The organism is Xanthomonas arboricola pv. guizotiae, assembly GCF_002940205.1.
In the GTDB taxonomy this organism is placed as follows: Bacteria; Pseudomonadota; Gammaproteobacteria; order Xanthomonadales; family Xanthomonadaceae; genus Xanthomonas; species Xanthomonas arboricola_C.
In genome coordinates this window covers 1-13,560 of the sequence record NZ_MDSK01000058.1, presented here as the reverse complement: position 1 = coordinate 13,560, position 13,560 = coordinate 1, and the positions used below count along the sequence as shown (strand labels likewise).

At 60.5% G+C, this 13,560-nt stretch carries 11 protein-coding genes and 1 other RNA gene; 11 read left to right on the top strand and 1 reads right to left on the bottom strand.

Annotated features, from left to right (window positions below; translation table 11 throughout):
• Positions 1 to 193 precede the first annotated feature (193 nt).
• The 9 genes from XarbCFBP7408_RS20920 (at position 194) to XarbCFBP7408_RS20880 (ending at position 10,091) form a co-directional block, all read left to right on the top strand.
• Positions 194 to 793, top strand: a complete 600-nt coding sequence (locus XarbCFBP7408_RS20920; RefSeq protein WP_181107100.1) for a hypothetical protein — start codon at positions 194 to 196, stop codon at positions 791 to 793.
• On the top strand, positions 790 to 2,112 hold the full coding sequence (locus XarbCFBP7408_RS20915) for an XVIPCD domain-containing protein (protein WP_104564567.1): 1,323 nt from the start codon (positions 790 to 792) through the stop codon (positions 2,110 to 2,112). Before XarbCFBP7408_RS20920 ends, XarbCFBP7408_RS20915 begins: the two co-directional genes overlap by 4 nt.
• A gap of 83 nt (positions 2,113 to 2,195) precedes the next feature.
• A non-coding RNA gene (locus tag XarbCFBP7408_RS20910) (sX9 sRNA) lies at positions 2,196 to 2,271 on the top strand.
• Between the two features lie 779 nt (positions 2,272 to 3,050).
• Positions 3,051 to 4,052, top strand: coding sequence for an arabinogalactan endo-1,4-beta-galactosidase (locus XarbCFBP7408_RS20905; protein ID WP_104564566.1), 1,002 nt, complete (start codon positions 3,051 to 3,053; stop codon positions 4,050 to 4,052).
• A gap of 301 nt (positions 4,053 to 4,353) precedes the next feature.
• Positions 4,354 to 7,041, top strand: coding sequence for a pyruvate dehydrogenase (acetyl-transferring), homodimeric type (gene aceE, locus XarbCFBP7408_RS20900; protein WP_104564565.1), 2,688 nt, complete (start codon positions 4,354 to 4,356; stop codon positions 7,039 to 7,041).
• A 70-nt stretch (positions 7,042 to 7,111) separates the two neighbouring features.
• A complete protein-coding gene (locus XarbCFBP7408_RS20895; protein WP_146093808.1) occupies positions 7,112 to 8,038 on the top strand; it encodes a sce7726 family protein in 927 nt (308 codons plus the stop codon).
• Entirely contained in the window at positions 8,001 to 8,573 is a 573-nt protein-coding gene (locus XarbCFBP7408_RS20890; RefSeq protein WP_181123322.1) for a sce7725 family protein, read from the top strand. Before XarbCFBP7408_RS20895 ends, XarbCFBP7408_RS20890 begins: the two co-directional genes overlap by 38 nt.
• A gap of 56 nt (positions 8,574 to 8,629) precedes the next feature.
• The gene (locus tag XarbCFBP7408_RS20885) at positions 8,630 to 9,094 is read left to right on the top strand and encodes a sce7725 family protein (protein ID WP_258072274.1); all 465 of its coding nucleotides are present in this window, start codon (positions 8,630 to 8,632) and stop codon (positions 9,092 to 9,094) included.
• 31 nt (positions 9,095 to 9,125) lie between these two features.
• Positions 9,126 to 10,091 carry an RES family NAD+ phosphorylase gene (locus XarbCFBP7408_RS20880; RefSeq protein WP_161961573.1) on the top strand — a complete coding sequence of 322 codons (966 nt, stop codon included), beginning with the start codon at positions 9,126 to 9,128 and terminating at the stop codon, positions 10,089 to 10,091.
• Positions 10,092 to 10,618: 527 nt separating this feature from the next.
• On the opposite strand, the gene XarbCFBP7408_RS20875 is transcribed toward XarbCFBP7408_RS20880, so the two are convergent.
• Positions 10,619 to 11,317 carry a transposase gene (locus XarbCFBP7408_RS20875; RefSeq protein WP_104564560.1) on the bottom strand — a complete coding sequence of 233 codons (699 nt, stop codon included), beginning with the start codon at positions 11,315 to 11,317 and terminating at the stop codon, positions 10,619 to 10,621.
• A gap of 365 nt (positions 11,318 to 11,682) precedes the next feature.
• Between XarbCFBP7408_RS20875 and XarbCFBP7408_RS20870 the strand changes: the two genes are divergently transcribed.
• The gene (locus XarbCFBP7408_RS20870; protein WP_258072272.1) at positions 11,683 to 12,162 is read left to right on the top strand and encodes a hypothetical protein; all 480 of its coding nucleotides are present in this window, start codon (positions 11,683 to 11,685) and stop codon (positions 12,160 to 12,162) included.
• 9 nt (positions 12,163 to 12,171) lie between these two features.
• Complete coding sequence (locus tag XarbCFBP7408_RS20865) at positions 12,172 to 13,110, top strand: XVIPCD domain-containing protein (RefSeq protein WP_104564558.1); 939 nt, start codon at positions 12,172 to 12,174, stop codon at positions 13,108 to 13,110.
• The last annotated feature ends 450 nt before the right edge of the window (positions 13,111 to 13,560 follow it).

Here is a 13,560-nt window from a genome sequence, read left to right as displayed (position 1 = left end):
CACGCGCTTCGAGAAGTTGGACGTCATGTTCCTTGGATTCCTCAACTTCGTCCTGGTCGTTGATGGGCTTCGGATGTGTTAACAGGCCCTAGATTGACTCCCCCTATCGCCATGGAGGCCGGCCTTGCGCCAGATTCTGACCCCGAGCCTGCTGGCCCTTTTGCTTACGGCCTGTAACGCCCCGGAGACCAGCATGACCCAGACCCAATCCCCCGCAACCGAGGCCGCCGCAGAAGCCGACGTCGAGGCCGGTGGCCGCGGCCTTGCCAAGTTGAATCCCAGCCCGCGCAAGGCCTACGAGGTCACGCTGACGCTCGACAGGGCGCCCGGCGCCTTCGGCCTGGTGCAGGGCGCGGCGCAGTACGACGTCAGCAACGAAGCCGAATGCGGCAAGATCCAGCCCGAAACCGGCACCGCCGGACGCATCACCAGCCAGGAAGACTTCGCACTCAAGAAGATCTCCGACACCGAGTACCGCGGCACCGTCTATCTGGACCTGATGCAGGACGAGGACTATTACGGTCGCGGCGTCTGCCACTGGGAATTCAGCGGTGCCAGCGTACTGCTGAAGGCCACCGGTGCAGAGGAAGAGACCCGCTTCCTGTCGTTTATCGAAGGCAAGGCGGTGACGGCGCAGCAGCCGCAGACCAAGTACTACTGGAAGGAAGGCTATCCGCGCTCGGAGTCCAAGAGCTTTCCGGACACCGGTGAGCTGAGTCCGGACAAGTTCAAGCCGGAGATCCGCGACAATCTCTTCACCATCACATTGGCTGCCAAGGAAGTTGCGCCATGACCGTCCAATCGCCGCACTATGCCGGCTTGTCGGAAGATGTCTACAAGGATCGCGCCGTCGGTCGGCGCGCGCCGGGGCAGGAAGAAATCGTCGTGGTCGAGGGACAGCGTTACGCGGTTCTCGACCACGTCGACAACAAGGCCACCGGCTATCAAGGCACGATCTATCGGCGCGAAGGCAGCGGCGAGATCGTGGTTGCGCATCGCGGCACCGAAGGTGCGGTCAAGGACATTCTCACCGATGCGACCATGGTCACCTCGCGGACCAATCCGCAGGCAGCCGACGCGCTCGCGCTGACCAAGAATGCGATGGACATCGCCAGGGATGTCGGCAAGCGCACCGGGCATCAACCGGAGGTCACCGTCACCGGCCACTCCCTGGGCGGTGCGCTTGCGCAGGTCTCCGCGCACCACTACGACCTCAAGGGCGAAACCTTCAACGCCTACGGTGCAGCCAGCCTGAGTTACCGCATTCCCGAAGGCGGCAACAGCGTGATCAACCACGTGATGGCGTCGGACCCGGTCAGTGCGGCCTCGCCGCATTTCGGGCAGGTGCGCATCTACGCCAAGCCGGATGAAATCGCCACGTTGAGCGGCGCCGGCTACAGCAACAGCAAGGCCAATTTCCTGATTCCCGACTACCCGCTGGTGGCGGCGGGCGGTTCGCTGGGCGCGCACAAGCTGGGCAACTTCCTGGGCGACCATTCGGCGCTCACCGACCCCAACGCGCGTCCGCTTGCCGAAAAGAACGCGCGCATGATCGACGAATACCGCAGCGATGTGGACGGGCTGCGCACCGGCACCACCATCCTGACGCGCAGCGCGCGCGGACTCGGCCAGGACGCCATCGACGCCATCCGTGGCCCGCTCGCTCCAGGCGAGCCTGCCAAGCGCGACGCACGCGAGCACGGCAACGAGCACACCTCGCTGCGTATCGACCAACCGGGGCATGTGGGCAACGCCCTGTTCCAGGACGCGCAGCGTGGCGTGCACGCACAGGACGCACGTGCAGGGCGCGCGCCCGACCAGCAAAGCGCCCAGTTGTCCGGCTCGCTCGCCTCGGAAATGCACGCCGCCGGCGGCCAGCGCATCGACGCAGTGATGATGAGCCCCGATGCCGCACGCACCTTCGCCGTGCAGGGCCGCGTGGACGACCCCGCGCAGCTGCGCGTCAGCGTGGAGACCATGACCGCGATGAACACCCCGCTGGAGCAGAGCAGCCAGCGCGTGGCCGACAACGCGGCACGCCAAGCGGTGGCGCTGGAGCAGCAGCAGACCCAGACCCAGCAACAACAGCAGGGCGCACGCGCGCTGGGCTGAGTGCGCTCATGCATGCGCGGGCGAGCGGCCGACAAAACGGCTGCGCAGCCGTCAGGTGGGCGCGGCCGTTGCCCGGAATCGGCATGGACCAATGGTTCACTGCAGTGCCGGGCGCGCCATCCGCACCATCTGACGGCCGCTCGCTACGCGCTGGGAGTCGCGCTTGATGCGGTGACTGCGCCGACCCGCAGGGCTGACGCGGCGGCGCTTCGATCTGCCAACTGCCGCCATCGCGTGGTGCACAGAAAAACGCCGGCTTGCCCGGCGTTTTTCGTTTCGGTCGCTGCCCATCCATGGACGCGAGCGTGTCGAGTGCGCCGAGCGGGCAGGGCAGCAGGAAGGCGGGCGGTCTTCACCCGTCGGGCTGCTGCTGTCGAGCTGGAATCGCAGCTTGCCGCGTAGTGCCGGTGACGGTGATCGAGCCAGGGTGGTCGTTCCAGAATCAGCCACAGCCATAGCCACAGCCACAGCCAAAGCGCGCGGTGAGCGGCGTGCGTACGGCGATGGTGTGCGCTTCCAGCGACGCGCCCCGGTGCCGGGAAGTCGGCGGCACGTCGCCGCATCGCATCGCATCGAGCCCAGGTCTGCTTGTGCTGCCCTAACAGTCGACCACGCCTGCCACCTCAGCGACGGATCGCCAGTAACAGACCCGCTGCGCACTACCGCGCCGGTTTTCTGTTGCACCCGCACAACAATGCGCTGGCGAAAATATCGCCAGTTCGCTGGCGCAAGGCGTTTGCCGCCGCGAGATATGCCGCAACCACGCAACAGCTATAGCGAGCGCGACCGCATTGCGCCGCCGTGCTGCAATCGCCACCGTTTCGCGGCGCGTCTGGCCGCCGCGGGCAGCGCCGCATCGCCACAGGCACGCGGCGAGTTCAGGGGGATCAGCCAGGGCGCCATGTGGCGCGACATCCATCGATCAAGGGAGAGGGTTCATGCTTGTTTTTCGCAAGGGGTACCACCGTTTGCTGCTGGTGCTGCTGCTGGGTGGCCTCAGCGCCGGCGCCGGTGCGCAGGGCATCGCCAAGGGCGCCGATGTCAGCTGGCTCAACCAGCAGGCCGCGGCCAGCCCGCCGCAGGTGTTTCGCGATGCGGCCGGCAACACCACCGACTTCATCAAGCTGTTCAAGGATGTGGGCGGCAACGCCATCCGCCTGCGCGTATGGGTCAACCCGTCCGGCGGCTGGAACGATGGCCGCGACACCCTGGACAAGGCCAAGCGCGCCGCCGCGCAGGGCATGCGCATCATGATCGACTTCCACTACAGCGGCAGCTGGGCCGACCCCGGCAAGCAGACCAAGCCAGCCGCCTGGGCGGGCCACTCCGTCGCCCAGCTCAATACCGATGTCTACAGCCACACCCAGGGCATCCTCAAATACCTCAAGGACAACGGCATCACCGTCAGCTGGGTGCAGGTGGGCAACGAGATCAACAGCGGCATGCTGTGGAACGAAGGCAAGACGCCCAACTTCGCCACGCTGGGCCAGTTCATCAATAGCGGCTACAACGCCACCAAGGCGGTGTATCCAAACGCCAAGGTCATCGTGCACCTGACCAACGGCTACGACAACGCCAACTTCCGCTGGTTCTTCGACAACCTGCGCTCGGCCGGCGGCAAGTGGGACGTCATCGGCATGTCGCATTACCCGCCGGTCGGCAGCTGGCAGGACTACAACAACCGCCTGGACACCAACATGCGCGACATGATCTCCCGCTACGGCAGCGACGTGATCGTGGCCGAGGTCGGCATGGACTGGCAGCAGGCCGCCACCACCCGCGCCATGCTCACCAACCTGCTCAGCCGCAGCAGCGCCATCGGATCGCGCGTGCTCGGCATCTTCTACTGGGAGCCCAACGCCTACCCCGGCTGGCAGGGCTACACCATGGGCGCGGTCAACAACAACGGCCAGCTGACCGAAGCGCTACAAGCGTTCTGACCCCCCCCCCCGTAGGAGCGCACCCGGGCGCGACGGGCTTTACCGGTAACGCCCCTCGCGCCCAGGTGCGCTCCTACGGGCAGGCGCGTCGGTCCACTCCGGCCGGTGGCCCTTATCCTTTGGTCGTACGCCTGCCGCGTCCGCCGGCGCGGCACCCGCCACCGGCACACCCACGCACGACACCGTCCCATTCCATACGCACCCGTAGCGAGGAATGCCAACAGGTGCGTGCGGTACACTTGGGGGTTCACGAATTCACGATGTCGACACACCCGCGGGGTGTGTCCCCCCGGGAGCGCTAATGAACTGGTTGAACGAAGTGCTGCACAACGATCCGAACCCGCTCGAGACGCAGGAGTGGCTCGAATCGATCAAGGCCGTCATCGACGTCGAAGGCCCGGCGCGCGCCCATCAGCTGCTGGAAGGCATGGTCGAACAGACCCGCCGCGCCGGCGCTTACCTGCCGTTCTCGCCCACCACCGAGTATGTCAACACCATCGCACCGGCCAACGAGGCCAAGCACCCCGGCGACTCCGCGCTGGAGTGGAAGATCCGCTCGATCATCCGCTGGAACGCCATGGCCACCGTCGTGCGGGCCAACCGCAAGCCGGGCGACCTGGGCGGCCACATCGCCTCGTTCGCCTCCAGCGCCACGCTGTACGACGTGGGTTTCAACCACTTCTGGCGCGCGCCCAGCGCCCAGCACCCGGGCGATCTGCTGTTCATCCAGGGCCATAGCGCCCCGGGCATCTATGCCCGCGCCTTCCTGGAAGGCCGCATCAGCGAAGCCCAGCTGGACAACTTCCGCATGGAAGTGGACGGCCAGGGCATCTCCTCCTACCCGCACCCGTGGCTGATGCCCGAGTTCTGGCAGACCCCCACCGTGTCGATGGGCCTGGGCCCGCTGGCCGCCATCTACCAGGCGCAGTTCATGCGCTACCTGGAAAACCGCGGCCTGATCGAGAAGTCCGACCGCAAGGTGTGGTGCTTCATCGGCGACGGCGAGAGCGACGAGCCGGAAACCCTCGGCGCCATCGCGCTGGCCGGCCGCGAAGGCCTGGACAACCTGATCTTCGTGGTCAACTGCAACCTGCAGCGCCTGGACGGCCCGGTGCGCGGCAACGGCAAGATCATCCAGGAGCTGGAAGGCGTGTTCCGTGGCGGCGGCTGGAACGTCATCAAGCTGCTCTGGGGCGGCTACTGGGACGCCCTGCTGGCCAAGGACACCGACGGTGTGCTGCGCAAGCTGATGATGGAAACCGTCGACGGCGAATACCAGAACTGCAAGGCCTTCGGCGGCGCCTACACGCGCGCCAACTTCTTCGGCAAGTACCCGGAGACCGCGGCCATGGTCGCCGGCCTGTCCGACGACGACATCTGGCGCCTGAACCGTGGCGGCCACGACCCGCACAAGGTGTACGCCGCCTACCACCAGGCCGTGAACACCACCGGCATGCCCACCGTGATCCTGGCCAAGACGGTCAAGGGCTACGGCATGGGTTCGGCCGGTGAGGCGCTCAACCCCACCCACCAGACCAAGAAGCTGGACGACGCGGCGGTCAAGCACTTCCGCGACCGCTTCAACATCCCGGTGACCGACGCCCAGCTGGAAGACGGCCAGGTGCCGTTCTACCACCCCGGCGAAGATTCCCCGGAAGTGCAGTACCTCAAGGAGCGCCGCAACGTGCTGGGCGGCTCCCTGCCCTCGCGCCGTCCCAAGGCCAGCAAGTCGTTCGTCGCGCCCACGCTCGACAAGTTCGAGCGCCTGCTCAAGGACAGCGGCGAGCGCAGCTATTCCACCACCATGTCCTTCGTGCAGAGCCTCAACATTGCCCTGCGCGACAAGGAACTGGGCCCGCGCATCGTGCCGATCGTGGCCGATGAAGCGCGCACCTTCGGCATGGAAGGCATGTTCCGCCAGATCGGCATCTATGCCCCGTTCGGCCAGAAGTACAAGCCGGTCGATGCCGACCAGCTGATGTACTACCGCGAAGACCAGACCGGCCAGGTGCTGCAGCAGGGCATCAGCGAGCCGGGCGCCATCGCCTCGTGGATGGCCGCAGGCACCAGCTACTCGGTGTCGGATGTGCCGATGCTGCCGTTCTACATCTACTACTCCATGTTCGGCTTCCAGCGCGTGGGCGACATCGCCTGGCAGGCAGCGGACATGCGCACGCGTGGCTTCCTGCTCGGCGGCACCGCCGGCCGCACCACGCTCAACGGCGAAGGCCTGCAGCACGAAGATGGCTTCAGCCAGGTCATCGCCGGCTCCATCCCGAACGTGCGTAGCTACGACCCGACCTTCGGCTTCGAAGTCACCGTCATCATGCAGCACGGCATGAAGGCGATGATGGAAGACCAGATCGACGAGTACTACTACATCACCCTGATGAACGAGAACTACGCCCACCCCGGCATGCCGGACGGCGCAGCCGAGGGCATCATCAAGGGCATGTATCTGCTCAAGGACGCCGGCAAGCCCAAGAAGGGCGAGCTGCGCGTGCAGCTGCTGGGCAGCGGCACCATCCTGCGCGAAGCCATCGCCGCCGCCGAGCTGCTGGACAAGGACTTCGGCGTCACCGCCGACATCTGGTCCTGCCCCAGCCTCAACGAAGTGCGCCGCGACGGCTACGCCGTCGAACGCTGGAACCGCCTGCACCCGGAAGCCGAACAGCGCAAGCCGTACGTCACCCAGCTGCTGGAAGGCCGCCAGGGCCCGGCCGTCGCCGCAACCGACTACGTGCGCGCCTTCGCCGACCAGATCCGCGCCTTCGTCCCGATGACCTACACCGTGCTCGGCACGGATGGGTTCGGTCGCTCGGATACGCGTGCGAACCTGCGCCGGTTCTTTGAGGTTGACCGTTACTACATCGCGCATGCGGCGATTGCCGCGCTGGCGAAGGACGGCAAGATGACGGGCAAGGATGTGGCCCGGGCGATCAAGCAGTACAAGATTGATCCTGAGAAGGCGAATCCTGTAGGGGTTTGAGAATAGGTGAGGGGCTTCGGCCCCTCATCTTTTTGCGAGAGAGTATGGTGTTTGTAGCAAGGAATGGAGCGTGGGCCTAGAAGCAAACATCGACTTCATGAAAGCAAATCCGGTGCTTCTGCGGCGGATGTTCTCAAGTCGAGTGTTAAAAGATCTGGGGAATAACAAGGTTCCCGCTGAACTTTTGAATGTGCTGAGCTCATTGGGAAATGCTGGACAGTTGAAGGAGGGGGTGACCCTTTCCAGCCTCTACAACTCTGCTTTCAAACATTGCTTCAGGCATCAGCGGGTCGAGTACTTCTATAAGAACGCTCTTGTTGAGAAGCTCGTAATTGGGCGGCGGTCGCTGAAGACGACTGCGGCGTACGTGGAAGTAAGAATCGCAGAGGCAAAGCTCGACGTGCTGCTTGCCGGGAAGTACTTAAGCGCGTACGAGATCAAAACTGACTTTGACGAACTTGCGAGGCTTCCGGCGCAGATCAAGGCATACCAACGGGCGTGCCGAGAGGTGACTGTGTTGACCGGAGAGCGGTTCGCGTCAGCGGTGGAAGCGAGCATTCCTCCCGAGGTGGGGTTGTCGGTTCTCACTAATAGGTATCAGCTGCGCGTTCTTCGATCGGCGACGCCATGGGATCGGGGTCTTGTGAATTCAGACATGTTGTCTCTCCTCAGGCGGCATGAGTTGCTGAGGCTCCTTAAAGATGTCGGCAAAGACGCTAGTGGCATTCCAAACACACGTATCTTCCAATGCGCGGTCCAAGCTGCAACGGACTTGTCCCCTGTCGCTATTAACGCCTTTGTGGCGAGTAGGCTGCTAGAGAGGAGCGCCGCCAAAAGAGGACTGGTGGAGGGTTTGCCAATGTCTCTGGCTGCATCGGCTTTGGCCCAGGACTTGACACGAACCCAGATGGAACGGTTAATTGAGATCTTCGAAACGGATGTCTCAGGGGGCGCTCGAGGTGATCTACTATCCCTATTTCAGGGGGAAGCAGTATGAGCTTCTCTGTATAAAGGAGAACGCTGAACTACTTTCGGCCTCTGGGTTTTGCCCCATTATCGAGCCGGTCAAGGATGACGCTGGCTCCATAGTCCGTTGTTTAGCCGAAATCGTGAAGTACGACGGTTCGGCATTCGTAGTAGCCAATCCCAGCTGTGGCGGCCTGAAGGACGGGCTCTCGGCCGATTTTAAGAGGCGTCTCGCCGAGTTGATTGGAGAGAATAATGGCCTTTCTTGGATGTACAGGACGCAAGGCCTCGTTGAAGGCAGCGTGGGATTGGGACATGGCACGCACGCACTTCTTCATGATCGCTCTCAGGACGCAGCTATCATAAAGTCGGCTGCCGAGAAGAAGGGGGCTCGCCTTTCTCCAAATGTGTTCATTGAAGGCAAGGATTCTGGTCCTCTGTACCGACGGCAGTTCAGCGAATCGGTAAGGATAATTGTTCAAGATGGCTTTCGTAAGAAGAAGAATTCCGACTATCTGGAGCCGCATACCGAGCATTTTTCCGATCTGTACCTAAGGAACCTCTGAACAACTCTTGGCGTTGCGAGCGAACTTGGGATTTCGCTTGATCACGACAATCTCCGTTGCTGAAAATCAATCACTTACGCGTGATGGCTCCAACCTCAGGCGTCGATCAGAAGTCTATCGAGGAGTTGTTCAGAGCTTCCCTAACTTATAAAGATCTTGGCATGGACGGCTTCGGGGATTTTCTCACTGTAGGAGAGGAGTTCTCTGAAGGGGGAGGGCCAGCGTACGCTGTCGCAATTCATCTCACTTTCGTGGACGATGAAAGTAACTCCTCAGTATTCATCAAACATTTTGTATCGGACTCCAATCTCACTCCGGCAGACCCAGCGGGAAAGTTTGGTGAGGCGCTTGCAAAGCTGTCGAAAGCAGTAAGGGCGCGAGGATCCAAGATTCTCCAGACCGCTGCTGTGAAGGAGTTTCTGAGTCTCTATGACCGAGGGCACTATCCTGGCCTTGGGTATGTTAAGAAGCTCAGCATGCAGCACCACATTGAGTTGATGGCCAGCCTTGACTATGACTAAGTGCTGCATGGAGTGCTTCTCTGACCGAGTCATGCGGCAGAAGGTGGCCAGACAGTCTTCTGCAGAGGGCTACTGTGAGCGCTGCGCCACGCCTCGCGCCACTCTGCTCGAATGTTCGGAACTCAGTAGTGAATTCTCAATTCTTTTATCACTTTACGAGGTTCGCGAGGATGGTGAACACCTCTCGGCACTTGTGGCAAGAGACTGGGCAATCTTCGCCGACGGCGTTGCGGACAAGGCATCGCTCATAGATGCGCTACTTCCTGGGACAGTCGCTCAAAAGTTTGTCGCGGCTTTGCCAATCGCCGGTGTCTCAGAAGGGCGCTGGGTTGAGCTAAAGAATGAGCTAAAGGTCAAGAATCGTTTCTTCCCTTCATCCGCGCCCGATCGCGATGAGCTTTCACAGCTCCTCGGTCTGTTGCTGATCACCCAGGACGCAATCTCTAGAGTGTTCTACCGCGCCCGAATTCAGAGAGATGAAAATCCCTTTGAGTTGAAAGACCTCAAGGCACCACCTCTCGGGGTTGCTCAAGCAGGGCGAGCAAACCCACCCGGACTTTCGTATCTCTATGTTGCAGGAGATCAAGAAACTGCAGTGCTCGAAGTCCGTCCAACGGTCGCTGATTTGGTAACTATCTGTAAGTTCGAGGCTGCGAGAGAGTTTAAGCTGGTGGATCTAACCGACCCGCGATCTTTGATTTCTCCGTTTGGTGTCGACACATCAACTTTAGGTAATGTGCAGGCATCAATGGGGCTTCTGGAAATGCTGAGTCAAGACCTGACCAGACCAACACCGCCGCACAAAGCAGCCACCGACTATCTCGCGACCCAGTACCTCTGCGAGCTCATCAAGACCCTGGGTTACGATGGTGTTCGATACCGAAGCTCATTGAAAGAAGGCGGTGATAACTTCGCGTTCTTCGACGTGGATGCGCTGATCCCGGTTGCACTGGTGCAGCCGATTGAGATCGCAGGCGTCAAGTTGGAGTACGCTTGAGGGTTGGTTCGCGGCCGCTGCTTGATGAGTCTGCCTCCGCCCTGTCTATTGAAATGATTCTGATTGAAGGCTGGCTGGTCGATGCTACTTGGATATTGAATAAAGTTTCAAATGAAAGCTGGACAATCTTTGCAGGGGCGGAGACATGGAATTCTCAGATGAAGCGGTGCTAAGGTTTAGCGCCGGCGATACAACTCAGGCGGAGTTGTTCAATGCGCTGCTATCGCCAGAGTGTCTTTATGAGGCCTATGAGGCAAAGTTCAAGAAGAGCTCTGCCAAGGGCGTGGACCGTACTGCGGGGCCGTAGTTTTCGGCTAACGCAGTAAACGAGCTAGTAGCCGTTTCGAGGAAAGTGGGCAAAATGACGTTCAGGTTTTCCCCATATCTGGAGAGCCTGAAGGCGAAGGGGCGATCAAAGCCTCCGAGGCTGATTGGCATTCCAACCATTCGAGATCGGATCGTACTTTGCCAATTGAATAGGTTTTTGGCCGCTATATTTCCTGGAATAACGGGGTCAGGTTAACTTATCAGTCGGCGGTGTTCGGTTTGCGTGGCCGATGAGCTGGCCTGACGCCTGCAAAGCGGTGGGTCTTGGCTTCGACCATTGCGCGGAAGGCGTCGTGGGCCAGGGCTCGCTGCTGCTGCAGATGAAGACGAATGCTGGTAAGCAGTTCGTCGGAGAGGGCTTCATCGAGCAGAGCACGGTAGGCGTTGGATCGCTCGATCGGGTCGCTGCCAAGCGCAAGCCAACAGGGATGTGGTGTCAGTGCGGAGTGCTTGCGCTGGCCTAGGTTGGCTGGGCAGCTGGACCAACGATACGCTGCCGGGTTGTCGTTCAGGCGAGCACGCACCGGATTGAGCTCAATGTAGCGATAGCAGCGAAGGACGTAGTCCGCACTGTCCAAAAGGCAGGCTTTGTAGCGCCCTTCCCATAGCGTACCAGTGCGCCCGTGGCGGCCATTGAACAATGCGACGTAGTTTCGTCCAAGCCGCTGCATCAGTTGCCCGATTCGTCCCGCTGCAGGTGGCGTGACTAGCAAGTGCACATGGTTGTCCATCAAGACGTAAGCGTGCAACTGGCAGCCTGTGGCGTGCAGGGCCTCATGCATCAGGTGCAGATAGCGCAATCGATCGCCATCATCCAGAAGGCACGGCAAGCGATTGTTCCCGCGCTGCACGATGTGCTGCGGGATGCCGGAAAAGTCGATGCATGGAAGTCTGGCCATGGCACAAGACTCGCAGCCAGGCGTTGGTGCTGATAGCGAGGAAGCCCTCTCGAAAGCTGAGGCTGTAGCCTGAAATTTGCGTAGGAAGTGAACCTGACCCCGTTAGCGCCGTGTAGGAACTAAACCTGACCGCTGTTAGCGGTGTATAAATAAGCAGGGCCATAGACGCGCGGCTTGGCAGTCTCGCTTAACGTGAAGGGATACACATGCAACGATACGGGCAACTACTGCTATGGGTTCTAGTCTGCTCAGGCATCTCGCTGCTGACAAGTTGCCAGGCACAGACAACCCAAACGCAGGACGTGCCAACGCGCGTTGCGGCTGATGGGCAGGTTCCCATCGTACGGCCGCTGCAGTTGGCGGCGATGACCAGTCCGATGGTGGTCGAATTCAACGTGCAGCCTCCTGGCAAGAGCGCGACTAGCACACTGTTCCTGGGTATCCGCGTTGGCGACGAGGATGCTCTGAAGTCACTTGAAGCTGCTCAAGCGCTCCGCAGATCCGGCCTGCAGGCTGAGCTTGTTCTGAAACGGCTTGAACCAAGCGGTGCAGTCAACATCCCATTGGTGCGTGTTGAATCGCAGGCAGGCGTCCCCGCTCGGACCATCGCTGTGAGTACAGACGGGCGTGTTCCAGGCGTGTGGCTGGACGAGGTGGATGACTCGTCCCTTCAATCTGCGGGTCTGGAATCTCCAGGACGTCGCTACACGCAGCTTGCCTTCGCCTGGGCGCAAGGAATTCAGCCTGGCAAGTATCAGTTGAGCATCAGGCTGCTTGGCCAGCCGCCGCAGTTGGCATCGATCCAATCCGAGTTGCTGGTCGCTTACCGACACAAATCAAAGTAGGAAAACCTCATGGACGATAAATACGCTGTCACCCTCTACGTTGCCGCGGCGGGGACACCGCTTCTTGACGGTGGAACATCGGCAGCAGGGCACATGTACTACACAGTCACGCACGGGAAGGAACAAACCAGCTTCGGGTTTGCGCCCATCGAACACGGCGTGATGTCAGGGCCTGGAAAGGTCTACAACGATGACGCCGATCAATACCAAAAGCCTTTCTATCAACGCACGATGGAGATCAGCAAGGATCAGTACGAAAAATTGATGGAGTTTGGTGCAAAGCCCGGCGAACACGGCTTCAATACGCAGTATCACGGCGCAATGAACAGTTGCATCGATTACACATGGGGCGCTGTCAATTACGCCGGCCTGCATCGTACCGACCTGAAGTTCATACAGGATAAGGACTTCGAGGGTGGCCTGAAACCGCTCAGCAACGTTGAGTACATCCGTAGTATCAAAGCCCCTGTTCCCGACAGCGAATTGAACACTGAGCAATACAACCCGATGCCGGAGCGGACACTCCTGCAGCGCGTGATCAGTGATGCGCAGTTGCCAGGCAAGGATCGTGAGATGCTCAACACGATTCGGGAACAGGTTGCAGGCATCGATCAGCAACATGGCAGGGCCTACGATGCCACTAGCGAGAAGATTTCCGTTAGTTTGCTGGCAACCGCGAAGGAGGGCGGACTGAGCCGCGTAGACCACGTGGTTCTCGGAAACACTCCCGGTGATGGAGCAGGCCAGCGCCTATTTGTAGTGCAAGGCGAGTTGGATAACCCTGCTCACCTCAGAGCATCGATAAAGGCCGAAGAAGCAGCAAAGACACCTGTCGAGCAGTCATTCGCAAAGGTCGAGCAAATCTCTAACACCCAACAAGAACGTGCGTTGGCAGCACAGCAGGAACCCGCACTTGAGCAAAGTCGGGCGCCGATGCAGATGGGTTGACCGCCGTTAATTTGGCTGGGAAAGGGAGCCGTTTGTTAGGAAATGGCTGGGTCAATGTGCTTAGCCGATAAGTGAGCTTGACGCCGGCGAAGCAGCCGGTCCTTGCTTTGAGTATCAGGAAGAAGACGTCGTGGTTGCGCTGCTTCCATGGCTAATTGCGAGTTACGAGGCTGGACTATGGGGCGCGTCGTCAAGGCAGTGTTGGTTTTGGGGCTTGTGCTTGTGGCCGCGCCTACGGGTTGGGGGTCTTTATTCTCTACCAACTGCCGCGGTGACGGCTGCCTTGGTGTTCTGGTGCTGTGGGCGGTAGGGTTACTTTTCGCGCTGTTAATGGTGCTTGGGTTGATTACTCGCGGCTTAGAGCGTGTTATGAACTTTGAAAGAGCGTGGCTGCATTTCCAAGCATCAGAATCGTGAAGACAACAAAGTGCAAACCGGCCAAGGTTTCCG

Bases quoted from the DNA above. Each gene is read 5' to 3' on its own strand.
- XarbCFBP7408_RS20920 (WP_181107100.1), top strand. From the start codon at position 194: ATGACCCAGACCCAATCCCCCGCAACCGAGGCCGCCGCAGAAGCCGAC.
- XarbCFBP7408_RS20915 (WP_104564567.1), top strand. From the start codon at position 790: ATGACCGTCCAATCGCCGCACTATGCCGGCTTGTCGGAAGATGTCTAC.
- XarbCFBP7408_RS20905 (WP_104564566.1), top strand. From the start codon at position 3,051: ATGCTTGTTTTTCGCAAGGGGTACCACCGTTTGCTGCTGGTGCTGCTG.
- aceE (WP_104564565.1), top strand. From the start codon at position 4,354: ATGAACTGGTTGAACGAAGTGCTGCACAACGATCCGAACCCGCTCGAG.
- XarbCFBP7408_RS20880 (WP_161961573.1), top strand. From the start codon at position 9,126: ATGCGGCAGAAGGTGGCCAGACAGTCTTCTGCAGAGGGCTACTGTGAG.
- XarbCFBP7408_RS20875 (WP_104564560.1), bottom strand. From the start codon at position 11,317: ATGGCCAGACTTCCATGCATCGACTTTTCCGGCATCCCGCAGCACATC.
- XarbCFBP7408_RS20870 (WP_258072272.1), top strand. From the start codon at position 11,683: ATGACCAGTCCGATGGTGGTCGAATTCAACGTGCAGCCTCCTGGCAAG.
- XarbCFBP7408_RS20865 (WP_104564558.1), top strand. From the start codon at position 12,172: ATGGACGATAAATACGCTGTCACCCTCTACGTTGCCGCGGCGGGGACA.